Here is a 26,232-nt window from a genome sequence, read left to right as displayed (position 1 = left end):
GCCGCCATGGCCGCCATCACCGGCGAAGACTTCGAACTCACCGCCGACACCTTCACCAGCGCCGCCGCCGGCGCCGCACAGAACCAATTCGACCGCGGCGGAAACGACGACGGCGGCGACAACGGACCCGAGAACGATCCCGAGAACGGGCCGGAAGAAGGACCCGAGAACGGGCCGAACAACGACGACCCGCCCAATCAGGATCCCGAGAACAACAACGATCCCAGCCGGGGTGAAAACAACAACAACCCCGACCGCGGCGGCGAGAACGGCACCGGCAACGGCAACGGCAACGGCAACGGGCCTCCCGCACGCACCCAACCGGCTGCGGCAGGTGACCCCAACAACGACCCGAACACCGGGAACGACAACAACAACCAGCCTCCCGCCAACACCCAACCGGCCTCCGCAGGCGGCCCCAACAACACCGGCGGCAACGAGAACCAAGAGGGCAACAACCCCGGCGTAAACCAGAGTGGCGCCAACAACTCTGGCAGCAGTGTTGCGGAAACCCAGCCCGACGATACCCCGCCCCCGAACCAAAACATCACGTCCACCGGTGAATCCGGAAGCAATCCACCGCCGAACACTCCACCCACCCCATCAGCCCCGCCTAGCGGTGACAACGGCCCGGCCGGACAGAGCCAGTCGGAAGGCAACGGCGAGAACAGCTCCGGCAGCACCGGAGGCAACAACCCACCGCCGCCGAACGAACCACCGGCGCCACCCAGCAACTCGCCTGCCAACGACGACGGCGACGACGACGCCTCATCTCAGCCGCACGGCAACCAATCCCCATCCCCCACCCCGGCGCAATCATCCGAAACCGGCGGCCCCGCAACTCAACCCGACAACACACAAACCCCGCCAGACGACACCGGCACGGGCTCCAACACGAGCTTCGCCTCAGGCACAGGTACTGGCCCCACCACCGACACCAGCTCCAACACGGGCACAGGCACGGGCACAGGCACAGGCACGGGCACCGGAGCCGGTCTGGGTACAGGCGCCGGCACGAGCGCGGGTACCGGCACAAGCCCAGCCCCAGCCCCCGCCCCAGGCACAGGCGCTGGCCCCACCACCGACTCCAACTCCAACACGGGCACCGGGACCGGGACCGCCGATACCGGATCGAGCTCAGGTGCCAACACTGGCACCGGCATCGGCTCCGGCGGTGACCCCTCGCGCCCGAACACACCCAGCGCCCCCGGCAACGACCGGCCCCCGAGTTCCCTCGATCTCCCCGACCAAGACGCGCCCACCGCACCGCAGAGCCAAACCCCGAACACTCTGGACCTCCCTGAGCAGAGCAACCCAGCATCGGCCACCGACCAACCTCCCACCCAGCCCCCGTCATCTACCCCGACCTCGAGCACCCTCGACCTCCCCGAGCAGGGCAACACCGCCCCAACGACCAACCAACCACCCGCCCAAACCACGCCACCCACCCAGGCCCCGAACACACTCGACCTCCCCGAACAGGGCAACACCGCCCCAACAACCAACCAACCGCCGAACCGCGTCGATCCGCCCGAACAGAACGCGGCGGGCAGTGCGGCGCCGCCGACAACCCCACAGTCCCCGACAGCGTCGCCGACCCCAGACCCCAGCTCCCTCGACCTGCCGGACCCCACGACGGGCAACACCCCAAACACCGCCCACACACCGGACAACGGCGCGCAACCTCAGCCGACACATCCGGTCACCACTCCCTCGGCCTCACCCACCAACACCCAGCAGAACCTAACCGCCATCCCCACCGACACCTCGGCGGCCTCGACAGCCACGGCAACCCCACCGTCCACCGGCATCCCCACCCACAACACACCCACCGACTCCGCGCCCCGAACCACCCCACCCCCTGCCGACAACGCAGCGCCAGCACACGCGGCCGCCGGCGCCCCGACCAACCAACGCCCGACCCCGCCGACCAACGGCAACCCACCCACATCCGCACGCTCCACCGACAACCCCGCACATAATCCAAACACCGCGCCGCCCAACACCTCCCCTGCTCGCACCTCCCCCACCGACCCATCCCGAACCCCTTCCACCGATCCGTCCCGGACCCCTTCCACCGATCCGTCCCGGACCAACCCGACCGACCCATCGCGAACGAACCCAGCTCAGCACGAGAACGCGCCGACCCGCACCACCCCAGAACGCCCCGCGGACACCAGAAACCCAGCCCCCTCCCCACCCCTCTACGCCCACCAAGACCCGGACTTCCACCGACGCAGGTCTCAACTGCCGGACTTCTGGCCACGCGCCGCTAACCGCACTCCGCCGACGACACCGACGCACAGCCCCACTTCGTCACCCGCGCTCCGCAACACAAATCCGATGCCACCGCGCGGCGACGAACACATCACCCGCGCACCGGAATCCAACCCGAGCCCCCGCCCAGCCGGCCACACGCCGACCCCGGCACGGCCGAACCCCGCCAGACCGTCGGCACCCCCGCCACGCAACCCCGCGCGACCGCACACGGCCCCGGCCACACACTCCACCCCACCCCGGCCCCCGAGCGCAGCCCCGCGCCCGACACCACCTGCCGCAGCCCACGCCCCGAATCCCGTAAACCCCGCTGGCACACGACCACCGAGTACAACACCGCCGTCGCGCCCGAGCCGATGGAACCGATGGTTCGGCGGTTCATCCTCAGCGGATCAGCACAACCCGACACCGTCTCCGCCACCTGCCCGCCAGTTCCGTTCGAACGGTGACGGCGCTCGGTACGGCGAGCAGAACCTCGGCCCGACCCGTGACCGGATGACGCGCGAGGAATTCGGCCACGCATACCAATACACCGTGAACTCATGGATCAACGAGTTCCTTCGCGAGCAGCGCCCACGCGACCATCTGAACAATATGACACGGGATTACCACGCCCAGCAGACCCTCGCCCCGTTGTTCGGTCCAAATGGTTGGCCGCCAAGCTCTGCCTATCTTCAGGACCTACTCAACCAGGGCCGATTGGCACCGGATCAGCGTCGCATCATCCAAGATATTCTCGGCAGTCCTGATCCGGCAGATCGCATAGGGTCGATGTGGTCCAATGCCAGCCGCTTCGGTGCGATGTGGCGAAACTTCGGCACATATCCGACCTGGGACATGCTCAACGCGCATTGCCAGGGGCTCGACCGAGCCCTCAATCGTCCACTTCCCGAGGGCGTCCAGGTGGTGCGTGGACTCGGAGATGTCGGATTCCTCCGCGATCACAGCGGCAATCCGCTCGGCGCCGGGGGCGATCCACGCTCCTTGATCGGAACACGGCAGACCGAACCGGGCTTCATGTCCACCAGCCTCGGCGCAACTCCACCGCCACACTTCGACCGGGAGTTCCGGATGGAACTCGATGTCCCGGCCGGGTCGCCCGGCGTATGGATGGGATCCCGAAGCGCTTATCCGGACCAACGAGAGCTGCTCCTCCCGCGCGGCGCCCGGTTCGAAATCGTGGACGTGATCGAGAATCCGCGCGGCAGCCAATACAACGGAGTCCGGTATTTGATCAGAGCACAGTTGGTACCCCCTGGTACGTAATCCAGCCACCGCCCGAGCCAACCCCACGCGACGTTCTGAAAGGCCATTCCTGTGAACCCTGACGACCAATTCGCTCCCCCCCCACCGCCCATTCCAATGCCCGATGACTACAGCCGTTGGACTCGCAGGCCGGTCATCTACCTCCCGGTCGTCGCCGGAGCCCATTTGATCGGTTACCTATGGGCCGGCATCGGAAGTCAAGCCGCTGGCTATATGCGGCGCATGTCCGTCGACCCCGACAACATCACCCGCCCAGATTTCTGGCACCACCGTCTCACTACGAACTACCAGAATGGGCTTACCCCAGAGCAGGCGATCCAGTCGTGGATCGGCGTCCCTGAAGATCCACGCTGCGGTGGCGTGCCAGCAGAGGCCAGATTGCAACAGGCGCCGAGCAAGCAAGCGCTGTGGGATCAACTCAATCCGGAGGGCCCGCCCATTGGCGAAGGACCGTGGGTACAGGACGACGAATTTCCCAGCGGGACACCGGTGGACCGCTCGAAAGGGTGGTCTACACCGAGCAGCATCGCAGAACCGACCTACGCCCAAGAAGCCACTACACCCGTCCATTTCATCCCGATCACGAAAAATGGCGAGGTCGTCGCGTTTCTTTGGGCCTCACCGACCGAACAGGCCGCCGATTACCTCCCACTGCGATACGCCGGGAAGGACGGAATAGTCGGCCGTGGCCGCTGGCTTGCCCGACTCAGCGACTGCTTCGCTGCCGGACGCCACCCCGTCGACGCAATCCGCTACTGCCGCAGGTTCCCCTACAACGAATACTCCGGCTGGATCGAACCTGATGCGCCGGAAGGGGTCGCGCCGTCGCTCGGGGAACTACGCGCCGCTGCCGATGAGTGATCGATCCTCGTCACAGAGTGCTACACAGTGGAACCCGCCAACAAAGTGAATTACGAATGTCGGACCCGCAAGCCGGTGCGGTATCTCCCCGTCACCAGCGGGGGACGGTTGATCGGCTACCTCTGGGGCGCTGTCGGTAGCAATGCGGCCGGCTACGAGCGCTGCCTGGCCGCCGATTCGGACAATTTGACCTGCCTGAGCTTCTGGTTCGACCGCCTGTCGGAAAACTACCGTCAAGGGCTGGACCCTGTTGCCGCGATACGACAGTGGATCGGAGTGCCCGAGCACCCGCGATGTGGGGGCATTGTCGCGGGTGCTGTCGAACAGCAGGCCCCCTCCCTGCAACACATGTGGGCGGAGTTGAATCCTCACGCAGAGCCCATGGGGGAAGGCCCATGGATTCAAGACGGCGAGTTCCCAAGCGGTACACCGGTCGACCGCTCGAAGGGTTGGAGTACGCCCGACATTGTGAGCCCGCCGACGTACGCCAAGCAGACGGGCTCGCCCGTTCACTACGTGCCAGTGATCAAGGATGGCGATCTCATTGCCTACCTCTGGGCGTCACCGACTGAGCTTGCCGCCGACTACCTGCCGGTCGCCAGTGCAGGTGAACAGGCGAGGACTGCCGCCGGCCTCTGGCGGATGCGATTGTCCGACTCGTACGCAGCGGGAACAGCTCCGCTGCAAGCTATTCGCCACTTCCGCGAATACCCACACGACTTCTTGTCCGGTCAAATCGCCCCAGGTGCACGTGAACTCGTCGCATCCACTCTCGATGAGCTGAAGAGTTTCGCGAACAGATGATGCATCCAGTAGAGCGGCCGGCCAGGGCATCGGCGTCGCTCGAGAACTCGCGCACCGCGGCGCTCCTCAATCAACAATCGACCGCCGCTTTCCACCCAAGTATCGGATCACCGAGGTCATCGATAACCCCAAGCGATCAGTACACCGGGGTGCAGAATTTTGATCAGAGCCACGGTGATACCGCCAGGGCCATAGCCTTCTGCGATTGCACTACGTCAACGATCACCCGAAGTCCGGCTAGGAGCTTCCGATATGGGCAACATTCATCAGGACCTCCCTCCCCTTCGGCCTTCTCCACAATTCTCGAATGCATTCGCGGGATGGACCCGGCAGCCAGTCATTTACCTCCCGATCCTCCGGAGAGGTACATTGATCGGGTACCTGTGGGCCGGTATGGGAATCGACGCCGCAGGCCATATGCGGAAGATTTCCACCGATCCCGACAATCTCACTTGTGAGGCATTATGGGAGACGCGCCTGACCGAAAACTGCCGGAACAGGCTCACCGCTGAACAGGCAATACAGCACTGGGTGGGGCAACCCGAAGATCCGCGATGCGGGGGCGTGCCCGCGGGAGCCACAGTGCAGCAGGCAAATTCCATTCATGCCCTCTGGGATCAACTGAATCCTGAGGGTCCACCCTTGGGCGAAGGCCCCTTGATCCAGGACAACGTGTTTCCTGACGGTACTTCTACGGGTCCTGAAAGACTCTGGAGCGCAGCATACGTTTCCAACCCTCCTACGTATGCAGGTGAGACGGCGACACCCGTTCATTTTCTCGAGGTCACGAAAAACGGGGAGGTTGTCGGATTCTTGTGGGCGTCACCGACCGAGCAGGCGGCCGGCTACCTGCCGCTCCGGTACGCCGGCCTGGAGGGCATCAACGGGCGCGGTCTGTGGCTTGCCCGACTCAGCAACTGCTTCGCAGAGGGACGTCACCCCGTCGATGCAATCCGCTACTGCCGCAGGTTCCCCTACGACGAATACTCCGGCTGGATCGAACCTGATGCGCCCGAAGGCGTCGCACCATCGCTGGCCGAGCTACGTGAGGCCGCCGACGAATGAGTGCCTCACAAGGCCGGTCGGCTCTGCGGGAGCGAGCGCTCGATTCCATCTGCGACAGTCTTTCCCATATCAGCCACACGGAGTTCGCCTGATATGACCTACCCTCAGTTCCCCGATTTTTCGCAGATTCCGCCGCCACAGTTCGGGCAGGCCTACGATCGCTGGACCAGATATCCGGTGGTCTACCTGCCGGTTGTACGCCGCGGCGAGCTCATCGGATATCTGTGGGCGGGAATCGGAAGCCGTGCGGCGGGCTATATGCGCCGGCTATCGGCCGACCCCGACAACTTGACCTGCCCGGAGTTCTGGGACGAGCGTTTGGATGAAAATTGCCGGGACAAGCTGGCTCCAGAGCAGGCGATCCAGCGCTGGGTGGGACATCCCGAGGGCTCTCGTTGTGGCGGCGTTCCCGTGGAAGCTGAAGCGCAGCAAGCAAGTTCCAAGCAAGCCCTGTGGGACCAGCTCAATCCCGAGGGCCCGCGGATGGGCGAAGGCCCCTTGATCCAGGATGCCGAGTGGATACCTGACGGTAGGGCGCCAAGCGGCTACAGGCTATGGAGCGCACCGCACACTGTCAGCCCGCCCACCTACGCCGGGGAGGCGTCCACACCGGTTCACTTCCTTCAGGTGTCGAAAGATGGGGAGATTATTGCGGTGCTGTGGGCGTCGCCAACGGAGAATGCCGCCGGATACCTGCCCCTGAGGCGCGCGGGCAAGGCCGGGATCGTCGGTCGTGGTCTGTGGGTCGCACGACTCAGCGACAGGTACGCAGCGGGACTCCATCCGATCGACGCGATTCGCGATTGCCGACGGTACCCCCATGACGAGTACTCGGGCCTGATCGAGCCGAACCTACCCGAAGGGATCGCTCCTTCGCTGAGGGAACTGCGCACCTTCGCCGAGGAGTACTGACCGATGCGGTATATCTGGAATTCTTTGCGGACGTAGGTGGGTCGGATATCGCGACTGCCCGGGCAGGAGACGAATAGGTGAGCTCCTCGGCACAGCCTCACGAACGCGACTGGAACCGATACCGGCCTCGATGCGGCTATGACCGGATGGGTAGGTTCTTAGCTCAGCTTCGTAAGGGAGGGATCCGGGGTGGGTAACAAAGGCGTCGTCAATGCACTTCTGTACAGCGTGCAGTTCGACGATCTCGATTCGGCGAGCACTGTGCAGAAGATTGCGGACACGATGGTGGCGCGGCCGTTTTTGGGAGTGAGTCCTGAGGAGGGGTATCAGGCGCTGGTCGAGGGGTTGGATTCCACGGATCTGCTGACGGCCTCGATTCCGACCGAGCATGGCGAAGCGGAGTTCCGGTGGTTTCTGGCGGCGGTCCTCGGGAGGCTGGATGCGATGCGGCCGTGGCCGGAGCCGCCGTTTCAGTGCTTGCCCGACAGCCGGTTCGAGGAGTTCGCGAACGCGTCGGCCATCGGGGTGTCGAATCGTCCGGTGTGGCGGATCGAGCAGGTCCTGGGGCAGCAGTTCCAGCGGCGCAATGATTCTCAGCAGGCGTTTCTGCTGCTGCGATTGCACTCGGGCGCCGAAGTCGGGTTCATTGCGCCGTATTGGCCGGAGAGCAGTGGTATCGCGATCCTCACCACGAGTCGTGATCGTGCGGCTGAGGATGTGCTGCGCGAACTGATCGAATGCACCGATCTCGAGCCGCGGCAGGTCACTCCGTTACTGCCGTCGGCAGGCGAGCAGCGCGGGCGGTACCGCACGACGCCGATCCAGCCCGAGTTCGTCGGCGAGCATTTGCCCGGGAATTCGCGCTGGCACAGCAGTCACGTCACCTATCTCGACGAGCAGGAGCGTCAGCCGTACCGGCTGCATATCCGCGACGGACGCCTCTACGACAGCCGCGGCCAACTCTTCGACACCGCGGCCGCGCGCACCCTGTGGACGCCGCAAGGTGGCCGCGCGATCTTCGTCATGGACGCCGACGGCATCCTCTACTCCTCTCCGCACCACCTCCTCGGCCGATTCCACCACTCCAGCTTCCTGGCCGGAGCGCCGTCTGCCGGTGCGGGTGAACTCGCCGCGTCGTTCGGCGTCATCCGCGTCATCTCCGACCACAGCACCCACTACCGCCCGCCCCGCCGCATCACTGCCCAGGTGGTGGACAGTCTGCGCCGCCAGGGTGTCGCGATCGACGACCAGCAGGTCGAATACCACTGGCCCGAGGATCACCGGTAGGTGCCGGCAATCGACCATCAGCTACCGGTCGAGAACGCACGGCTGATCGATCGGTAGCCGGCACCGCCGACCCGCAGCGGCCGGTAGTGCTCCGCGACGCCGAATGCAGCGGGTCGCGCAGGAAATTGACACCCGACGCCACCGGGTTGCACCTATCGGACCACGTGCTCCCTCATGAACTCGAGGATGTGCTGAGTCAGCTGGTCCGGCTGATCTTCCGGAAGGAAGGTGTAGGCGTCGTCGACGAGTTTCAGGGTGGCGTCGGGTAGTTCGCGCGCCATTCGTTCGGCGAGCGGCACCGGGAAGAGCTTTTCTTCGCGCGCCCAGACCAGCAGAACCGGGAATGTGACGGACGGGAATCGAGTGGCGGCTTCGAGGGTGTAGCGGGCGTTGGCCGATTTCAGGAAGTGGCGGACGTCCTTGCGGATGGCGCCCGAGGTTCGGCTCGGGAGCAGGTAGGAGTCGACGATGTCGGCGGGGATCGGGCGTTTGGCAACCCAGCCGAAGGCGAACGAAAGCCGGTGCAGGGCACGGATGCGCAGCAGTTCGGTGGCGGGACGCATCGACCCCGGCAGCCGGGCGAGCTTGCCGAGCAGGGTGAACGGTTGCGGCAGGAACTTGTCGTAGCAGTCGACCGAAGCGAGGACGACGCGGCCGATACGTTCAGGGTTGCGGGTCATCAAGATCTGGGTGATGGCGCCGCCGGTGTCGTTGGCGACGATCGTGACGTCGGTGAGGTCGAGGCGTTCCAGGAATGTTGCGATGATGTCGGCGACGCCTGACGGGGTGAGATCGGCGCCGGGCATCGCGACCGTATGTGCCCCGAGCGGCCAGTCCGGGGTAAGGCAGCGGTGGCCAACCGCCGCGACCCCGGGCACGACTTCGCGCCACAGATCGGCATTGACCAGCAGACCGTGCACGAAAACGACCGGCGGGCCGTCACCGGTGTCGTGATAGCGGATGCGCCCGGCAGGCAAGTCGATGTCGCGGATCCGGCCGAGTGAAGGACTGATTCCCATGATGTGTCTCCCCTGTAGATCGGACACCGCCACTGTTACATACATGCCGTATGTATGTCCACAGTCGGAGCGGTTAACACCGGCAAGCGTTCTGGACGATTGACCAGATAAGCGCTACCGTGCACAGCAGAGGAACGAAGAGACGGGGCTCACATGGCCGTGCCAGACAACACGATGAACCGGGCGGGTTCGCCCGTGCGCGACCTCGGCTTGGCCGAGCTGGCCGAGGCCATTGCGGGCACGACGATCAGTTCGGTGGCCGCCACCACCGATGCGCTCGATCGCATCGAAGCCAGCCAGCCGGCACTGAACGCGTTCCGGATCGTGCGCCGGGAGCGGGCGCTGGCCGAGGCCGCGGAGGCGGATCGGCGGATCGCGGCGGGTGAGCGGCTGCCGCTGCTCGGTGTGCCGATCGCGGTCAAGGACGACACCGATATCGCGGGCGAACCGACGGCGTTCGGCGCCGGCGGTGATTTCGCCCCGAAGACCGAGGATGCAGAGTCGGTGCGCAGGCTGCGCGCGGCCGGAGCGGTGATCGTCGGCAAGACCAATACCTGCGAATACGGGCAGTTGCCGTTCACCAGCGGCGCGGCCTTCGGACACACCCGCAACCCGTGGGGACGGGCGCATACTCCGGGCGGATCCTCCGGTGGTTCGTCGGCCGCGGTGGCGGCGGGGCTGGTACCGGCCGCGCTGGGTTCCGATGGCGCGGGTTCGGTCCGCATCCCGGCCGCGTGGACGAATCTGGTCGGCATCAAACCGCAGCGTGGGCGGATTTCGACCTGGCCGCTGGCCGAGGCGTTCAACGGGCTCACGGTCAACGGTCCACTGGCGCGCACCGTCGGTGATGCGGCGCTGCTGCTCGACGCCGCCGCGGGCCCACATCCGGGCGACAAGCACACCCCGGCACCACTGACGCTCTCCGATGCGGTGGGCCGCGACCCGGGCCGGTTGCGTATCGCGCTCTCGTTGAACATCCCGTTCACCGCCACCCGGACCGAACTGCATCCAGAGGTCGAGGCCGGGGTGCACCGCATCGCGAAAACCCTGCGTGAGCTGGGCCATTCGGTCACCGTGACGGACCTGCACTACGGAGTCATGATCGGTGCTTCCTTCCTCCCGCGCTCGATGGCGGGAATTCGGGCCGTGCACGACCAGATGCCGGGCGCCAGAGTCGACCCACGCACTATGGCGAATGTGCGCACCGGTCAGCTGCTGAGTGGGCCCGCGTTGTTCGCGGCACGCCAAGCGGAGGCATTGCTGCACCGGCGTATCGGACGCTTCTTCGACGACTTCGATGTGGTGCTCGCCCCCACGACGGCCACTCCCCCGCCGCGCGCGGAGGAAATCGACGATATCGGTGTCGTCGCCACCAACAATCTGATCACCGCCGCATGTCCGTACACGTGGCCGTGGAATGTGCTGGGCTGGCCGAGCGTCAATGTGCCCGCTGGGTTCACCGCGACCGGGCTGCCGGTCGGGGCCCAGTTGATGGGTACCGCAAGCACCGAACCGCTGCTGGTTTCGCTTGCCGCGCAACTGGAATCGGAACTGCATTGGGAGCGTCAGCGTCCAGAATCCTGGTGGTGATGTTTCAGCGGGGCAGCCAGTCGTCACATCGCGCTTCGCCCACTGACGGACGAGAGCTGTTCCCCCGCACGGCGATACCGTCAGATCGGCGCGCCAGGCCACCACTGCTCGTAGAGGGCCTGCCCGGAGTAGCCGCCGATGACCACCATGCGGCAGTGTGACCGCATGTCGTCGAAGCCGATCAGCAGCGTGCCGAAAACCTCGCCACTACGCGTGGCGACCTCGCCCCAGATGATCTGGCCCCGTCCGGACACGCGCTCCCATGCGGCATCGCCGCTGACGACCATCCCATCCACGGGATACACCTTCACCACGGCGGAGTCGACTCGGCAGCTCACCGTAATCCGTTCCACCGGGCGACGGTCACCGCGGCACTCCACCTCGGTAACCTCTCCGACCGGAGCATTGAGATCGGCGGGTCGTCCCTGCTCGTCCACCGCAGCACAACTCAGACCCTGATAGCCGAGTACGTCCGGAGTGGCGGGTAGCAATCCCGGAAACTTCGTGGTCATGGCGATATGAGTGCCCCACGTCGCCAAGTCATCGGAAGCTGTCGTCGATGGTACGGGGACGGTGGTCGATGTCGCCGCGGCGGCCGGCGCCGCGGTATCGCCCGAATTCCCCAGCCACACCGTTGCCGTGATGACGGCGATCACGGCGACCACCGCCGCTGACACCACCATGGCGATCCGCCCACGGGGCGAGCGCGACGCGTTTGCGGCACCATCGACCTGAACGTGGGTCGAATACTGACCCGCCGACTGCCCGGAGGAGCCGGTGCGCGCAACAATCGTCGTTCCGGACAGCGCCGCCGACACCGCCGCCGCCAGTTCACCACACGACGGGTACCTGTCGGCAGGATCCTTCGCCAGTGCGCACGCCACCACGTCGTCGATCGCCTGCGGTAGTCCGCGATGCACCGCCGACGGCCGCGGCGGTGCATCCCGTAGATGCGCATGCAGCACCGCGGCGGCGTTCGCGCGCGGATACGGCTTGGCCCCGGTCAGCAGTTCGTAGAGCGTGCAGCCCAGTGCGTAGACGTCGGCGCGTTGATCCACGGGGCGCGCGGTGAGCTGTTCCGGTGCGGCATAGGCGAGGGTTGCCAGCACCACGCCCGCTTCCGTGAGTGCAGTGGAATCACCGGCAGCCCTGGCAATCCCGAAATCGGTGACGAACACGCGTTCGGGCCCATCAGCCCGCGATTCGATGAGAATATTCGCGGGTTTGACATCTCGGTGCAGCATCCCGGCCCGGTGCGCCGCGTCCAGACCGCGAGCCGCCTGCGTGAGGATGTGTTCGACCCGCGCCGGTGCCAGCCCACCCGGCTCGCGGCGAATGAGCCCGGCGGCGTCGATGCCGTCGACGTACTGCATGGCAATCCACAGCAGACCGTCGGACACCCCGCGATCGTGCACCGCGATGACGTTCGGATGATCGAGCCGGGCGGCGAGATCGGCCTCACGGACAAATCGCGCCCGGAACTCGGCATCGGCACTGCGCTGTGGAGACAACACCTTCAGTGCATCGCGGCGCGGCAACCGTGGATGCCGAACCAGATAAACCGTGCCCATCCCGCCGCTACCGAGCACAGCCTCGACAAGGTAACCGGCGAACACCGACCCCGGCTGGAGCGGACCGCTCACGCGGTGGTCACCAGCAGCACGTACTGCGCAGCTGCCAGCTGATAGGTGGATTCGAGGGTCCGACCGCGAACAAATGCCTGATAACGGCCCTGGAGGATGCGGCAGGAGAAGCGCAGCGCCTTCGATGACGCCGCCAGGTATTCGACGCAGCGGGTGTCCGGGATATCGTCGGGCGCCTGCGCCGCGCGGTATCCGGGTTCGGATACTTCCCCGGCATGGGCGTCGTAGTCACGGCGGGCCACGGTGGCGTCGGCGAATCGAGCCAGCGCGAAGAGACCGTTGAGGGCCAGCAGTTCCAACGGCTCCCCGGCGGGCTCGCCATCACCCGGACGCCCCCAGTGCAGATGCGCGGCGCGCGGTCCGTAGACCACACCGACCGGAAGTGTCGCGGTGTTCCAGCCGGCGTTCTCCTCCGAACTCGCCGCGATCACCATCGGAAACGGCCACTGCCCCGGTTCTTCCGGCACCATTCGGCTCAGCATGCCCTCATTGTCGAGCGGTAGATTCGCGATCTCGTCGCGTGAGGTGGGCCGAAACTCGTCCAGCCGCGTCACCTGGGCGTCGAGCGCGGCGGAGGCGAGCCCGGTGAGCGCATCCCGATCCGGCGAGGTGTGGCCGATCATCAGGCTGATGACGAACGGCCCCTGCGCCGCCGTCGCGGCCATCGTCGGGACCGTCGGCCGCCAGTGTGCGTGTGCGTCCGGGTGACCATCGAGTGCCACAGCGATGTTTTCCGTGCTGACCGCGGCATCGATCGCGTCGATCTCCTGGGCGGCGCGCCGCGCGGAGTCGTTGTCCGGGAACCGCAACAGCAACACCGTTATCATCCGCGCCGCCCCCACCAGCGGAACGCCCCTGACCTCGCGATCGGCGCCACCGGCGACGAAGCCCGCAATCATGCCGTAGCGGGCCAGCACCGCCCTGGCCGGTGCGGCGAGCAGGCCGGTCGTCTTGGCGGGTGTGGGCAGCGGGGAGGAGCGCACCGACCCGAGCGCGTACTTCAACGCAGGATCGGCCTCGGCGGGGTCGATCAACGCTTCGGCCATCCGCACCGATTCGAGTACCCGGCCGTATCGCTCGCTGTCGTTGGGCGGCTCGGTCAATGGCCTCACGGCGCGGTAGCCGACGTCGAGCGAGGCGAGATCTGTCTGCTCGGGGACCGGATTGCCCTGCACCCCACAGCTTGCTGTCGCCGCAATCACCGCGATGACGCAGAACCGTCGGATCGCGTTGGCGCACAAGCTCATTCGTCTCTCCTTGTCACAGCGGCGCATCCAACCACCAGCGGGCCCGCAGCTCCGCACCGGGCACAGGGCCCGTCACTGTGATGCGGCAGAAATTCCGGTCGCGGCCGTCGAAGAACACCTCGAGCCGTCCCCAAGACTCTCCGCGCACCGTGGTGTAGTGGCCCCACCGCAGCGTGCCGGTACCCGAGGGCCGGTCCCACCGTTCTTCGCCGTCGATACCCTCTCGCGGGGCCGGCCTCACCTGGGTACGGTCGGCGAAGCATTCGAGATCGAAAACGCCGACCGGATCCTGATCGCCGTTGCAGCGAATCCGGCCGACGGTGACCTTCGCATCGAGTGGAATCAGATTCCGGGCTTCATCGATCGAGTCGCACATCGACAGCTCCCGATAGCCGATACCGGTCGGCGAAAACGGCAGGAGATCGGCGAACGGTTCGACCATGAACGAGTGCGCGGCCCATTCCGGCGATATCACCGGAGGAGGCATCGAAGGCGTCGGCAGCTCCACCGACGACGTCGACTCACCACGATCGGGCCATGCGACCACCGTGATCAACACCGCGAGCACGGCGACAACGACCGCAGCGGCGCTGAGCAGCGCCCGTGTTCCGGACCGGTAGGCAGGTCCGGAGGCCGCGAGCACAACGGGTTGCGCAGTGGCGGGAGCGGTGAGCCGGATTGTCTGCGCCTCCCCTTCGGTCAGCGCCCTGTGCGCCGCCTCGGCCAGCGCACCACAACTGGGATACCGCCGCGCCGGATCCTTGGCCAGCGCGATCGCGATTACCTCATCGAATCCCGCGGGCAGCCGCGAATCGACCTGCGAGGGCCGCGGCGGCAGATCGTTGAGATGGGCGAACAGGACCGCGCCCGGAGTGTCCCGCTGGAACGGCACCGTCCCCGTCAGCATCTGGAAAAGCGTGCACCCCAACGCGTACACATCCGCGCGCCGATCCAGCACCTCGCCGCGAATCTGTTCCGGCGCCGCGTATGCCAGGCTCGCGGTGAGCCCGCCCGGATCGCCCAGCGTGGTCGAATCGTCGGCAGCGCGGGCGATGCCGAAATCGGTCACCAGCACTCGGTCCGGTTCCCCTGGCTGCTCGGCGATCAGGATGTTGGCCGGCTTCACGTCCCGGTGCAGTAGCCCGGCGCGGTGGATCTCGTCGAGACCGCGCGCGGCCTCACCGATGACGTACACCGCGCGCGGTAACGGCAATGCCGCCGGACCCCGGCGAATCAGTTCGGCGCCGTCGATCCCGTCGACATACTGCATGGTGAGCCACAGCAGGCCCTCGAACTCACCGCGATCCCGGACCGCGACCAGATTGGGATGCTTCAGCCCGGCAGCGATCTCCGCCTCCCGCAGGAACCGCGCGCGGAATTCGGCATCGTCGCGGTGGCTGTCCGAGAGCACCTTCAGTGCATCCTTGCGCGGCAGCCGAGGATGCTGGACCAGGTACACGGTCCCCATGCCACCGACACCGAGTCTGCGCTCGACGCGATACCCGGCGAATTCCATACCCTCGGAAATCTCCACCCGGCACTGTCCTCCCACACCTGCGTCGACGCCGGGACCCTTCCGGCATCGATTGATCATCATCGTGACGCGAGCCGGTGACAAGCCTGGTCAAGCGACAGCGAACACGCCGGGAATATAGCAGGGTTCAGAAACCGAGCTTGCCCAGCTGTTTCGGGTCGCGCTGCCAATCCTTGGCGACCTTCACGTGCAGGTTCAGATAGATGCGGGTACCGAGGATGTGCTCGATCTGCTTGCGGGCATTGGTGCCGACTTCCTTGAGCCGGGAACCGCCCTTACCGATGACGATCGCCTTCTGACTCGGCCGCTCCACATACAGCAGCGCGTGCACGTCGAGCATGTCCTCGCGCTCCTCGTACGGCAGGATCTCCTCGATGACGACGGCCAGCGAATGCGGCAGCTCGTCGCGCACACCCTCCAGCGCGGCCTCACGAATGAGCTCGGCCATCAGGGTTTCCTCGGGTTCGTCGGTCAACTCGCCGTCGGGATAGAAGGCAGGCCCCTCCGGCATCTTCGACGCGATCACATCGACGAGGACCTCGACCTGCTCACCTTTGACCGCCGACACCGGAACCACATCGGCGTCGGGACCGAGCAGCTGCGACACCGCCAGCAGCTGCGCGGCGACCTGGTCGCGGCTCACCTTGTCGATCTTGGTGACCACACCGAGAAGTGTCGTCTTCGGCGCCATCTGCCGGATCTGCTGCACGATCCAGCGGTCACCGGGACCGATCTTCTCGTCGGCCGGGATGCACAGCGCGATCACGTCGACCTCGGAGTAGGTGTCGCGCACCAGATCGTTGAGCCGCTGGCCGAGCAGGGTGCGCGGGCGATGCAGTCCGGGGGTATCGACAAGGATCAGCTGAGTGTGTTCGCGATGGACGATGCCGCGGATGGTGTGGCGGGTGGTCTGCGGCCGGGAGGAGGTGATCGCGATCTTCGCACCGACCAACGCGTTGGTCAGCGTCGACTTGCCGGTATTCGGCCTGCCGACGAAACAGACGAAGCCGGACCGGAATTCGCCGGACTTCTTGGAATCGGACCGGTCAGCCACCTTGTACCTCGAAACCCTCGGCAATATCGAAGACCGCGCCCGCGCGGTCGGTGAACACGATCCGCGCCTGCGCCGATACCTCGCGCACCGCGGTCACCCCCGAATCGGAGAACTTGCCGCCTACCACCACGGCTGCCTCGAAACCTTCGGCGCCGCTGGAGATCGCGGCAGCGACCGCCGCCTGCAACGCGGTGAGCCGCAACGCCTCGAGCTTCACCTCGCCTGCAGCGTAGGTGCGGCCGTCGGTATCGCGGACCGCGGCACCGCTGGTGCCCTCGGTGCGGGCCATGGCACCGCGCGCGAGGACCAGCAGCTTGTTGTCCTCGGCATCCAGTTCAGTCATTCGGTGTCTCCTGTTCGTCTCGGCCGGCCGGGACCTGCCGCGCCACGCCGTTACCGTTCGATGCCGTGTCACCCTCGACCGCCCGGCTGACCACCACCGTGTGCACGCGCACCCGGCCGCGGGTATCGGATCCGCCTTCGCCACGCAGCAACAGTCCGTGCGCGGTGATCTCGGAGCCGGGCAGCGGGACCCGGCCGAGTTCGTGGGCGAGCAGACCGCCGACGGTGTCGACGTCCTCTTCTTCGATATCGAGGCCGTACAGCTCGCCGAGATCCTCGACCGACAGGCGTGCCGACACCCGGTAGCGGTCGTCGTCGAGCTTCTCGATGGGCGGGGTCTCGTCGGTGTCGTACTCGTCGGCGATCTCGCCGACTATCTCCTCCAGCACGTCCTCGATGGTGACCAGACCGGCGATACCGCCGTATTCGTCGACCAGCAGCGCCATATGGTTGCGGCGGCGCTGCATCTCGTCGAGCAGGTCGTCCAGCGGTTTGGAGTCGGGCATGAACACCGCGGGCCGCATGACGTCGCCGACGCGCACGGTGCGGCCACGATCGCCGTACTGCACAAGGTCTTTGAGGTAGACGACACCGAGAATGTCGTCGACATTGGTGCCGACCACCGGGATCCGCGAATGACCACTGCGCACCGCCAGCGAGGTGGCCTGCGCGGCCGTCTTATCCTGCTCGATCCACACCATCTCGGTGCGCGGCACCATCACCGCCCTTGCCGCGGTATCGCCGAGTTCGAAGACCGACTGGATCATCCGGCGTTCGTCGTCGGCGACCACACCACGCTCACGGGCCATATCGACCACCTCGCGCAGCTCGATCTCGGAGGCGAACGGGCCGTTGCGGAAACCCTTACCTGGGGTGATCGCATTACCGATGAGGATCAGCAGTCTGCTGACCGGACCGAGCAGCGCGCCGATGAACTGCAACGGCAGCGCGGCGGTCAAAGCGATCGAATAGGCGTGCTGGCGGCCGAGTGTGCGCGGTCCGACACCGATCACGACATAGTCGACCAGCACCATGATGATCGCGGTCAACAGCAGCGCGAGCCCGTCGGACAGCATGGTCGCCAGCGCGGCCGCGAGCAGGACGGTCGCGGTGATCTCGCACAGGATGCGCAGCAGCACCATGAGATTCACATAGCGCGGCCGGTCCTCGACGATGCGGCTCAGGCGGGCGGCACCTGCGCGCTCGGCGCGCACCATATCGTCGAGGCGGGCGGGAGAAATGGTGTTGAGCGCGGAGTCGACGGCGGCGAAGACACCGCCGACGGGGACCAGAAGGACGGCAAGGACGATCAGGGTCAGCGCGTTCACGCCCGGGAATCACCCGGCGTCGTGAAGCCCGCCTTCCCCAGCAGCCTGGCGTCACGTTCGGCGAGTTCGGCGCGGCGCCTGGCCTCGCGCAGGCTCTCGTACCACTCCTCGAGCAGCCGGGCCTGTAGCGCGAACATCTCCTTCTCCTCCTCCGGCTCGGCATGGTCGTAGCCGAGCAGGTGCAGCACACCGTGCACGGTGAGCAGCGAGAGTTCGTGGTCGAGCGAATGGCCGGCCTTGCGGGCCTGTGCCAAAGCGAACTCGGGGCACAGCACGATATCGCCGAGCATCGAGGGGCCCGGTTCGGGACTGTCCGGCCGCCCACCCGGCTCGAGCTCGTCCATCGGGAACGACATCACATCGGTGGGCCCCGGAAGATCCATCCACCGCATATGCAGGTCGGCCATGGTGTCGAGATCGACGAGCACCATGGACAGCTCCGCGGCCGGGTGTACATCCATCCGCGCGATCACGAACCGCGCGACACCGACCAGATCTTCCTCGGGCACGTCCATACCCGACTCGTTGGCGATCTCGATACTCACCAGGTCAGCCTAGCTGAGACAGCGGCCGCAACCTCCAGTCGAACCACCTGGTGCCATCAGGCAAGTGCCGGATAGGTTGAGCCTTCGATCCGACAACCGCATATCGCCGCGTCCGGCGAGGAGAGCAGGACCCTCGAATGATCAGTCCGGACAACGACGTCGACGGTCTCGTGGCCGTGTTGCGCGCGCTCGCCGAACGCCATGAACGGCAGATCCGGTTGCTGCCCGGCCTCACCGACGCAGAGTTGGACGCGTGTCCTGTCCGAGTGCCGGATCCCGAACGCGCACTGCTGAGGCAGGTCAGCGGGTTCTGGGTCGGCACCGCCCCTGGTGTGTACTTCGGGTTGGGCGGGGAACGTGCCATCGGCGAGCCATCGAACTGGGACCACGCGTTCGGCGGTTCGCCCGATTGCGGTCCGGTGGGGACGTCGCTGTTCCTGCACGACCCGGGCAACGGCGACACCTATTACGTGGACGTCGATCCGGAGACCGGGCGCTGGGGTGCGGTGTTCGCTTCCTCACCCGACTTCTACCAGTTCTCGCTCGTCTATCAGGCGAGGTCGCTGACGGATTGGTGGCGTGCACTCGCCGACGGAATCGCAGCGGACCTCGGTGAAGGCGATTCGACCGATATCGACTACATGCCAGGCGACAGCGGCTCGAACCTGGCGAGTGCATGGGACGGCCGCATACCGGTCGTCGGTGCGATCCCGTACAAGAAGCTGCATGGCAGCCTACCCAGGGAGGCCGCGCAGTCGTTGAGCGATCTTGTCGCGCACGCGCTGGTCGTGGATCTGGCGAGCGTTGTCCCGCCGGCGCGATTGGACATCGACTACGGCGAAGAATGCGAACGGCGCGGTGCCGGTCGATTTATCGTCGTGCCGAACCCGGAATACCCCCGCTGACCGGCTGCGCGGTCTGCGGGGGCTTCGTGACGTCGGGTGCCGCCGCCGTTACCGCCGTCCGGGGCGGTTGGCGGCGCGGCGCTCGGCGCGGTTGCCGGGCAGGTGCGGGCCGACCGGGCGGGTTTCGGATTCGAACCGCTCGTAGGCGTCGACGATGTTGGAGACGAGTCGGTGCCGGACGACGTCGCTGCTGGTGAGTTCGGAGAAGTGGATGTCCTCGATCTCGGTGAGGATCTCACTGGCCGCCCGCAAACCCGAACGCGAACCGTTCGGCAGGTCGACCTGCGTCACGTCACCGGTGACCACGATCTTCGACCCGAACCCGAGCCTGGTCAGGAACATCTTCATCTGCTCGGCCGTGGTGTTCTGCGCCTCGTCCAAGATGATGAACGAGTCGTTGAGTGTGTTGTGGGTGAGCAGGAAGGCCTCGGTGACGTACAGCGAGTCCGCGGCCGCCACCTGGATGCACACGGCCTCCTCGGTCCCGGCGGGCTCGATGCGGTCGATATACCGCACCGGCCTGCCGCCACCTGTTGTCTCGTACTTCGCGGCTTTGCGGGCGAGCCGGAACGGCGTGATACCGGCCGGCAATCGGATGTCGAGGATGTGCGCGTCGTGGCGATGGTGGACGGCACGGCCCCGTGCCAAACCGGGCTTGCGACCCGCTGCGAGGCGCGTGCGCGCGTAGACGACTCCACCGAGCGACTGCACAAGGAACACGACGTCATCGCGCAGCCGGTCCGACACCGTGGTGAACTGGATCCGGCAGGTCCGCCCGTTCTGGGTGACCGGACCGCCATCGGAATCCAGCAGCCCTTGTAGGACCGCCAGCCGAACTTCGGCGTCGTTGTAGAGGTACTCCGACGGGACGAATTTCGTGTTCGACCGGGCGCCCGCCAGTCCGAGACGTCGGGCGACGCCGGTGATCGGGTTCTCCAGAGTGATCACTTCCCCCGGCTGCGGGTCACGCCTGAGGGTGTAGTCGACCGGTGAGGTGCGCCGCAACGCGATACCCGGAATCGCATGGTGCAGAGCCTCAACCAACTCTGCGTCGTTCGTTGCGAAACTCGGAGTGGTCTTGCCGGTCAAGCAGCCATCGCCGATCAGCAGCCCGAGTGCATACGGATCCATCGGCACCGGCTGAGGTGGGAAGCACACGGGTGCGTCGAGCAGCGGCAGCTCAAAGCGGTGGTAGTGCGCCGCACGCAGGTTGCCGATCATCTCTTTGGTCTCGAGCACCCGCGCCGGCTTGTTACGCCGCCGGTCGTCACGGGTGTAAACCGACCACAGGTGGTCGCTGGACGCGAGCGTCGACGACCCGTCCTGGGTATAGACCCGATAGATCTCCTTCGGGCCCTGCGGATACACACCCAACACCGGCGTCGGACGACCGTCCGAACCGATGACGAGATCACCGACCTCTAGTTCGCCGATCGGCCGGTACCCCTCGGGGGTGAGCACCTTGGTGAACACCGGCTGCGCGCGACCACGCATGTACGCCAGGGGCGCGACCTCGATGACGCCTGCTGCCATGAGCTTCGGGATGGCTTCCGGGTCCATCATGTCGTGCAGGGCGTCGTAGAGGGGGCGCAGGTAGGGGTCGATCTTCTCGTTGAGGGTGCCGGGCAGGAAGCCGAGGCGCTCGCCCGCTTCGACGGCGGGACGGGTGAGGATGATGCGGTTGACCTGCTTGGACTGCAGGGCTTGCACCGCCTTGGCCATGGCCAGATACGTCTTGCCGGTGCCTGCCGGGCCGATGCCGAACACGATGGTGTTGGCGTCGATGGCGTCGACGTAGCGCTTCTGGTTGAGCGTCTTGGGGCGGATGGTCTTGCCGCGGCGGGACAGGATGTCGAGGCTGAGCACCTCGGCGGGCGACTCGGCGGTGCCCTCGGTCAGCATGGAGACGGTGTGGCGGACGGCCTCGGGGGTGACGACCCGGTTGCGGCCGGTCAGCGCGACGAGCTGTTCGATGACACGCTCGGCCAGCGCCACGTCGGCGGCCTTACCGGTGAGGGTGACCGAGTTGCCGCGCACATGGATGTCGGCGTCGAGCAGATCCTCGAGTTCACGCAGATTCTGGTCGGCCGATCCGAGGAACGGGAAGACGGACTCCGGTGCGAGTTCGATACTGGAACGTACGGTGCGTGCCGCGGGACCCGTATTGCTGCCGTCTGCACCATTGCCGACAGCGGGTGTCGCCGGGTCGCCGATCTCACCTTGGGTTCTCACGTAGTGGCTATAGCCTGCTTTCCGGTCTCGGAGCCGCCGCATCACCCGCCCCCGCACCCGTGGCGACCACCGCGTGTTCGGCGGCATCGGCCCTGCTCCGGCGCGGTGGAGATCATGCGCAGTGGATGCTCAAAGTTTAACGCGCGGCACCGACGCCCGCCCACCGATTATGCGGTCGCCGGCTACCCTCGGGCGTCCTACCAGCAACTATGGCGATGCTCCCCGCGATTGGGTAGCCGCCTCCAGTGGCATCGCGGGACCAACGGTGCGCACCGCGGAATCGGCTGCGCACGCCCCAGGATCGACAGCACACCAAAAACCGGCAGCGCACACCACAGGATCGACAGCTCACCGCTGCCCGGCCCGGCCGCTCGCCCGCACCGATGCCGGCCGGGGTCCGGCAGGCGGATACGTGGCGGCAAACACCCCAGGTCGCGTGTGCTGGTGCTGCAGCACACGGGCACACTGGAACGGTGAGTTCCCCCGCTGTCACCACACCGCACGCCGACGCCTCCGTTCCGGTGCTGCGCGATTTCGGCGGGGGGCCGTTCGGCATCTACGTGCATGTGCCGTTCTGCGCGACCCGCTGCGGATACTGCGACTTCAATACCTACACCGCCGGTGAGCTGGGCAGTTCGTCCTCGCCGCAGTCCTGGCTGACGGCGCTGCGCGGTGAGCTGGCGACGGCGGCGCGGCAGTTCGCGGACCTACCGAGCGCCACGCCCGAGGTGTCCACGGTGTTCGTCGGCGGCGGGACGCCCTCGCTGCTCGGTGGCGACGGTCTGGCCGAAGTGCTCGACGCTGTGCGCGCCGAATTCGACCTGGCCGCGGATGCCGAGGTCACCACGGAATCGAATCCCGAGTCGACCTCACCCGCCTTCTTCGAGCGGATCCGGTCCGCCGGCTACACCCGGGTCTCACTAGGTATGCAGTCCGCGGCACAACACGTTCTGGCCGTCCTCGACCGCACCCACACGCCCGGCCGGGCCGTCGCCGCGGCCAAGGAGGCCCGGGCGGCCGGCTTCGAGCACGTCAACCTCGATCTGATCTACGGCACTCCCGGCGAACGCGACAGCGATCTGGACGCCAGCTTGGACGCGGTCCTCGACGCCGGCGTCGACCACGTCTCCGCGTACTCGCTCATCGTCGAGGACGGCACCGCACTGGCCCGCCGCGTGCGCCGCGGCGAACTGCCCGCGCCCGACGACGACGTCCTCGCGGCCCGCTACGAACGCATCGACGCCCGCCTCGCCGCAGCGGGCCTGTCCTGGTACGAGGTCTCCAACTGGGCGGCTTCCGACGAGGCCCGCTGCCGCCACAACCTCGGCTACTGGGACGGCGGGGACTGGCTCGGAGCGGGCCCTGGTGCACACAGTCATCTGGGTGGAGTGCGCTGGTGGAACGTCAAGCATCCGGCGCGTTACGCCGACCGGGTGAGTGAAGGTGGGTTGCCCGCGGCGGGTTGGGAATTGCTCACCGACGAGGAGCGCTACCTGGAGCGCATCATGCTGGTCGTGCGATTGCGCTCCGGATTGCCGATGGGTGATCTGGATCCGGCCGGGGTCGCGGCAGCGGAACAGATCGTCGCGAATGGGCGGGCCGAGCTGCGCGATGATCGGTTGGTGCTCACCGATCAGGGACGTCTGCTGGCAGACGGTGTGGTGCGCGATCTGGTGGGGTGACGTACGAACCCGAGTCAGCCCACGACTGCCATGCCGACGGCGATGATGGGGATGCCGACCAGGAAGAACATCGCAACCACCGACAACGGCAGCGCAAACCAGAACCCCGGTGTGCGTCGATGTTCTCCGGGCTCCAGCCCGCCCCGCAGTGTCGCTACAGCCGGTGCTGAATAGTAGGTGTGGATGTTGTGGTCCGGGGCGACCGCGAGCATGGCGTCCGCATGGCCGTAATCGTCCCCCCATCGGCCCGAATCCCATCCATGGCGCGATCGCCGTGCCGCGGCAGCAAACCCGCACGTGGTACAGGCCAGGCGGTAGCGGTATATGCGTTGTGCCCCATGGGATATCGGGCCATTCCCGTCCGTTGATGAGGAGCTTCGGACCGGCGAAACGAGTCAGCAGGCTGACGGGCAGGGCCCATTGCGCATACCGCAAGTGCACCGTGACGCCCGTAGGCCCTGGCTCCGGAATGTAGTGCGGCATCGGGCGATCGAGAAGATGCAGATATGGCTGCGAGAAATCCGGCGGCAGCATCGCCTGGTTGTACGCGGGCATTTCCCCGGGCCCGCCTTGCAATGGCAGTGGCGGAACCAGCTGCGGCGGTGGGGCGTATGGCATCGGTGCCGCAGGCATGCGGCGGCCGGCATCGAAATTGTTCACAGTTTCCTCGACTTCGGATCGCCGACCTACGCCGGCGCAGCCTGCGGTTCGGTTCCCGGCTCTTCGGTCCCGAGCAGTTCGGCCACGATCTTTCCGACCGCTACCCGGTACGGCAGCATATCCGTGCATGCTTTGGTCAATTTCGCCATGAGTGCGGCGACTTTGACGCTCTCTGCGGTGATCCTGAAGAACGCCTGCGCTGCGATCAATGGCGCCGCGCTACCGAGCGAGACCGCCAGCTCGATGGTGTACCCGATCAACGCTCCGGCAAGGGCGCCGAGGACTTCGGACACCATGCTGCGAATCGCATCGACGATCTTGGCCGTTTTCTCGACGGTCGCCGCCAGCGCGGCCGCGACGCCGGCAGCGCCACCGACCTGGTCGGTGAGCGTGGCCACGCGAGCGCGATAGGCCTGGGCGGCAAGGCCATTCCATTCTGCGACCTCGGTGTCCACCGCAGTCCGCCATGCCGCGCCGACCTCGGTCAATTCTGTCGAAACGTTCTTCCAGGTTTCCGAATAGGCCTCGACCATGTCCGCGTTGCCCCACAACGCGTCGAGGCTCTTTCGTAGTGGTTCGACATGCTCGAGCATCCAACCGGCGATCTGCCCGCCGACGAAGCCGAATGGGTCCGTGCCGATGCTGCTGAGTGCGGCGCCGGCGGCGATGCCGCTGAAGACCGCATCGACGATCTCGCCCTTGCCGATATGCGACACGACCTTCCACGAATCGGCGGCAACGGTCCCTTCGAGCACGCCCCATGGCCCGTCTTTACCCTCGAACCCCACATTCGAGAGCATGAAATTCGTCTCGGCGAAGTACTCGTCGCGATAATCCGTACCGTCGGCGATCAGCGGATTCTTCGGTGCGGCGGCATCATCGAATCCCGGTGTGTGCTCGTTGATCCAGGTGCCGTACGGAGTGCTCATCGCGGGAAGCCTCCCACGTCTTCGATCGGTCGGCCCGTCTTGCCGATAGTCGTTCCGAGCGCCTTGTCCGCGCTCTCGAACGAGGCCGCATTGGTTTCGAGCTTGGCCGGAACCCCGGACAGCTCAGTGGTGACCTTGCGAATCGCGTCGACAGCGCCCTGGTGATTGTCGTCGAGCAACAGCTTTACCAACGGCCGCGGATACATTCCGAACCCATCGTCGGCGGCGGCAAGATACTCCGCGGCTTGCAACGCCGTCTGGGTGCGTTCGACCAGCCCGGCCACGCTGCGCGCATGCCGCCGCAGATCATCCGGTTCGACGGCGAGATTCGGTTGCGTCATCCTCACACCAACCAGGACTTGCCGCGGAAATACTGATCATCCGGATCGTCGGAGTCCGGCCCGCGCAGATCACCCGGTGGCGTCGCCGGGGCCGGTGGCTCCGGTTCGGTCTCCTGCTCATCGGCGAATCGGTCGGCGTACTGCCCGATGATGCGGGCGCCTGCTTCGTCTTCGCCGACCACCTCCTGCACCGTCGCGGTGACATCGCGGCGCAGCTTGGCTTGTGCGCGTTGCAGACAAGTCATCAGCTCGGCCGACAATGCCGCGGGGCCGAGTCCGCGAATGCCGTCGGAGAAGCGGATATCGGTCGGCAGGCCGTTGCCGTCGACGGTCACGGTGACGCGCCCGCCCTCGGAGGTCTCGGTGACCGACATCGCGGCCATCCGACCGTGCAGCGCCTGATACTGCTGCGCTTTCTTCTCGAGATTCTGCGCCCACTGGGCGAGATCGTCGGCAGCCCTGGCTGGGTCGTCGAACATCCGGATCCCCCTCTGTTCCGTCGTTGTCGATGCGAAGACGCCCGGGAAACTACCACGGTGGCAGCCGTACCCGCTGGGTCGTCACGGCAGCGGGCGGGCCGCCGCGCCGATGCGGGACCCGCGGCCGATCTGGTCGGCCCACTAAACTGGATAGGTGAGGCTCGGCCGGAGTCGGTAGGGCCCAGTATGGTGGCGCGCGCAACGGCCGCGACTGCGTGCCCACGCGAGCG

The 26,232-nt window shown here is 66.4% G+C and carries 23 protein-coding genes; 9 read left to right on the top strand and 14 right to left on the bottom strand.

Annotated elements, in window-relative coordinates; translation table 11 throughout:
* The coding region (locus ACFXNW_RS21295) for a hypothetical protein (RefSeq protein ID WP_379419447.1) at nucleotides 1-447 on the bottom strand (447 nt) is incomplete at its 3' end.
* Between the two features lie 2,364 nt (nucleotides 448-2,811).
* Between ACFXNW_RS21295 and ACFXNW_RS21290 the strand changes: the two genes are divergently transcribed.
* From ACFXNW_RS21290 to ACFXNW_RS21265, 6 genes are all read left to right on the top strand, one after another.
* A complete protein-coding gene (locus ACFXNW_RS21290; protein ID WP_379419446.1) occupies nucleotides 2,812-3,543 on the top strand; it encodes an ADP-ribosyltransferase in 732 nt (243 codons plus the stop codon).
* A gap of 222 nt (nucleotides 3,544-3,765) precedes the next feature.
* Nucleotides 3,766-4,404: a hypothetical protein gene (locus ACFXNW_RS21285; RefSeq protein WP_379419445.1), complete on the top strand. Its 639-nt coding sequence runs from the start codon at nucleotides 3,766-3,768 to the stop codon at nucleotides 4,402-4,404.
* Nucleotides 4,405-4,431: 27 nt separating this feature from the next.
* Nucleotides 4,432-5,208: a hypothetical protein gene (locus ACFXNW_RS21280; RefSeq protein ID WP_379419444.1), complete on the top strand. Its 777-nt coding sequence runs from the start codon at nucleotides 4,432-4,434 to the stop codon at nucleotides 5,206-5,208.
* Nucleotides 5,209-5,601: 393 nt separating this feature from the next.
* Nucleotides 5,602-6,273 carry a hypothetical protein gene (locus ACFXNW_RS21275; RefSeq protein WP_379419443.1) on the top strand — a complete coding sequence of 224 codons (672 nt, stop codon included), beginning with the start codon at nucleotides 5,602-5,604 and terminating at the stop codon, nucleotides 6,271-6,273.
* A gap of 93 nt (nucleotides 6,274-6,366) precedes the next feature.
* The gene (locus tag ACFXNW_RS21270; RefSeq protein WP_379419442.1) at nucleotides 6,367-7,185 is read left to right on the top strand and encodes a hypothetical protein; all 819 of its coding nucleotides are present in this window, start codon (nucleotides 6,367-6,369) and stop codon (nucleotides 7,183-7,185) included.
* A gap of 189 nt (nucleotides 7,186-7,374) precedes the next feature.
* Nucleotides 7,375-8,472, top strand: a complete 1,098-nt coding sequence (locus ACFXNW_RS21265; RefSeq protein WP_379419441.1) for a hypothetical protein — start codon at nucleotides 7,375-7,377, stop codon at nucleotides 8,470-8,472.
* Nucleotides 8,473-8,624: 152 nt separating this feature from the next.
* Here ACFXNW_RS21265 and ACFXNW_RS21260 read toward each other — a convergent pair whose 3' ends face one another.
* Nucleotides 8,625-9,491, bottom strand: a complete 867-nt coding sequence (locus ACFXNW_RS21260) for an alpha/beta fold hydrolase (protein WP_379419440.1) — start codon at nucleotides 9,489-9,491, stop codon at nucleotides 8,625-8,627.
* Nucleotides 9,492-9,644: 153 nt separating this feature from the next.
* On the opposite strand from ACFXNW_RS21260, the gene ACFXNW_RS21255 reads away from it, so the two are divergent.
* Entirely contained in the window at nucleotides 9,645-11,081 is a 1,437-nt protein-coding gene (locus ACFXNW_RS21255; protein WP_379419439.1) for an amidase, read from the top strand.
* Between the two features lie 80 nt (nucleotides 11,082-11,161).
* On the opposite strand, the gene ACFXNW_RS21250 is transcribed toward ACFXNW_RS21255, so the two are convergent.
* The 7 genes from ACFXNW_RS21250 to ybeY all read right to left on the bottom strand — a co-directional run bounded on the left by ACFXNW_RS21250 (nucleotide 11,162) and on the right by ybeY (nucleotide 18,774).
* On the bottom strand, nucleotides 11,162-12,724 hold the full coding sequence (locus ACFXNW_RS21250; protein WP_379419438.1) for a serine/threonine-protein kinase: 1,563 nt from the start codon (nucleotides 12,722-12,724) through the stop codon (nucleotides 11,162-11,164).
* Nucleotides 12,721-13,971: a hypothetical protein gene (locus ACFXNW_RS21245; RefSeq protein WP_379419437.1), complete on the bottom strand. Its 1,251-nt coding sequence runs from the start codon at nucleotides 13,969-13,971 to the stop codon at nucleotides 12,721-12,723. The genes ACFXNW_RS21250 and ACFXNW_RS21245 overlap by 4 nt, the downstream gene beginning before the upstream one ends.
* A 13-nt stretch (nucleotides 13,972-13,984) precedes the next feature.
* Nucleotides 13,985-15,505, bottom strand: a complete 1,521-nt coding sequence (locus ACFXNW_RS21240; protein ID WP_379419436.1) for a serine/threonine-protein kinase — start codon at nucleotides 15,503-15,505, stop codon at nucleotides 13,985-13,987.
* A gap of 127 nt (nucleotides 15,506-15,632) precedes the next feature.
* Nucleotides 15,633-16,559, bottom strand: coding sequence for a GTPase Era (era, locus tag ACFXNW_RS21235; protein WP_379419435.1), 927 nt, complete (start codon nucleotides 16,557-16,559; stop codon nucleotides 15,633-15,635).
* The gene (locus ACFXNW_RS21230; RefSeq protein ID WP_163827817.1) at nucleotides 16,552-16,902 is read right to left on the bottom strand and encodes a cytidine deaminase; all 351 of its coding nucleotides are present in this window, start codon (nucleotides 16,900-16,902) and stop codon (nucleotides 16,552-16,554) included. The genes era and ACFXNW_RS21230 overlap by 8 nt, the downstream gene beginning before the upstream one ends.
* A complete protein-coding gene (locus ACFXNW_RS21225) occupies nucleotides 16,895-18,229 on the bottom strand; it encodes a hemolysin family protein (RefSeq protein ID WP_379419434.1) in 1,335 nt (444 codons plus the stop codon). The genes ACFXNW_RS21230 and ACFXNW_RS21225 overlap by 8 nt, the downstream gene beginning before the upstream one ends.
* A complete protein-coding gene (ybeY, locus tag ACFXNW_RS21220) occupies nucleotides 18,226-18,774 on the bottom strand; it encodes an rRNA maturation RNase YbeY (RefSeq protein ID WP_163827819.1) in 549 nt (182 codons plus the stop codon). The genes ACFXNW_RS21225 and ybeY overlap by 4 nt, the downstream gene beginning before the upstream one ends.
* Nucleotides 18,775-18,911: 137 nt before the next feature.
* Here ybeY and ACFXNW_RS21215 point away from each other — a divergent pair, with 137 nt between their 5' ends.
* A complete protein-coding gene (locus tag ACFXNW_RS21215) occupies nucleotides 18,912-19,679 on the top strand; it encodes a hypothetical protein (RefSeq protein WP_379419433.1) in 768 nt (255 codons plus the stop codon).
* Nucleotides 19,680-19,727: 48 nt separating this feature from the next.
* Here the strand turns inward: ACFXNW_RS21215 and ACFXNW_RS21210 are convergent, their stop codons facing one another.
* A complete protein-coding gene (locus tag ACFXNW_RS21210) occupies nucleotides 19,728-21,809 on the bottom strand; it encodes a PhoH family protein (protein ID WP_379419474.1) in 2,082 nt (693 codons plus the stop codon).
* Between the two features lie 623 nt (nucleotides 21,810-22,432).
* On the opposite strand from ACFXNW_RS21210, the gene hemW reads away from it, so the two are divergent.
* Nucleotides 22,433-23,593, top strand: a complete 1,161-nt coding sequence (gene hemW / locus ACFXNW_RS21205) for a radical SAM family heme chaperone HemW (protein WP_379419473.1) — start codon at nucleotides 22,433-22,435, stop codon at nucleotides 23,591-23,593.
* A 14-nt stretch (nucleotides 23,594-23,607) separates the two neighbouring features.
* Here hemW and ACFXNW_RS21200 read toward each other — a convergent pair whose 3' ends face one another.
* The 4 genes from ACFXNW_RS21200 to ACFXNW_RS21185 form a co-directional block, all read right to left on the bottom strand.
* Nucleotides 23,608-23,805, bottom strand: a complete 198-nt coding sequence (locus ACFXNW_RS21200; protein ID WP_379419432.1) for a hypothetical protein — start codon at nucleotides 23,803-23,805, stop codon at nucleotides 23,608-23,610.
* Between the two features lie 474 nt (nucleotides 23,806-24,279).
* A complete protein-coding gene (locus ACFXNW_RS21195; protein WP_379419431.1) occupies nucleotides 24,280-25,182 on the bottom strand; it encodes a hypothetical protein in 903 nt (300 codons plus the stop codon).
* Nucleotides 25,179-25,523 (bottom strand): type VII secretion target, encoded by a 345-nt coding sequence (locus ACFXNW_RS21190; RefSeq protein WP_379419430.1) that lies wholly within the window; start codon nucleotides 25,521-25,523, stop codon nucleotides 25,179-25,181. Before ACFXNW_RS21190 ends, ACFXNW_RS21195 begins: the two co-directional genes overlap by 4 nt.
* Nucleotides 25,524-25,525: 2 nt before the next feature.
* The gene (locus ACFXNW_RS21185) at nucleotides 25,526-26,002 is read right to left on the bottom strand and encodes a YbaB/EbfC family nucleoid-associated protein (RefSeq protein ID WP_379419429.1); all 477 of its coding nucleotides are present in this window, start codon (nucleotides 26,000-26,002) and stop codon (nucleotides 25,526-25,528) included.
* Between the last annotated feature and the right edge of the window lie 230 nt (nucleotides 26,003-26,232).

It is taken from the genome of Nocardia sp. NPDC059180 (assembly GCF_042754945.1).
Taxonomy (GTDB): Bacteria; Actinomycetota; Actinomycetes; order Mycobacteriales; family Mycobacteriaceae; genus Nocardia.
The sequence above is the reverse complement of the archived record's forward strand: the minus strand, read 5'-3'. Positions and strand labels throughout refer to the sequence as shown.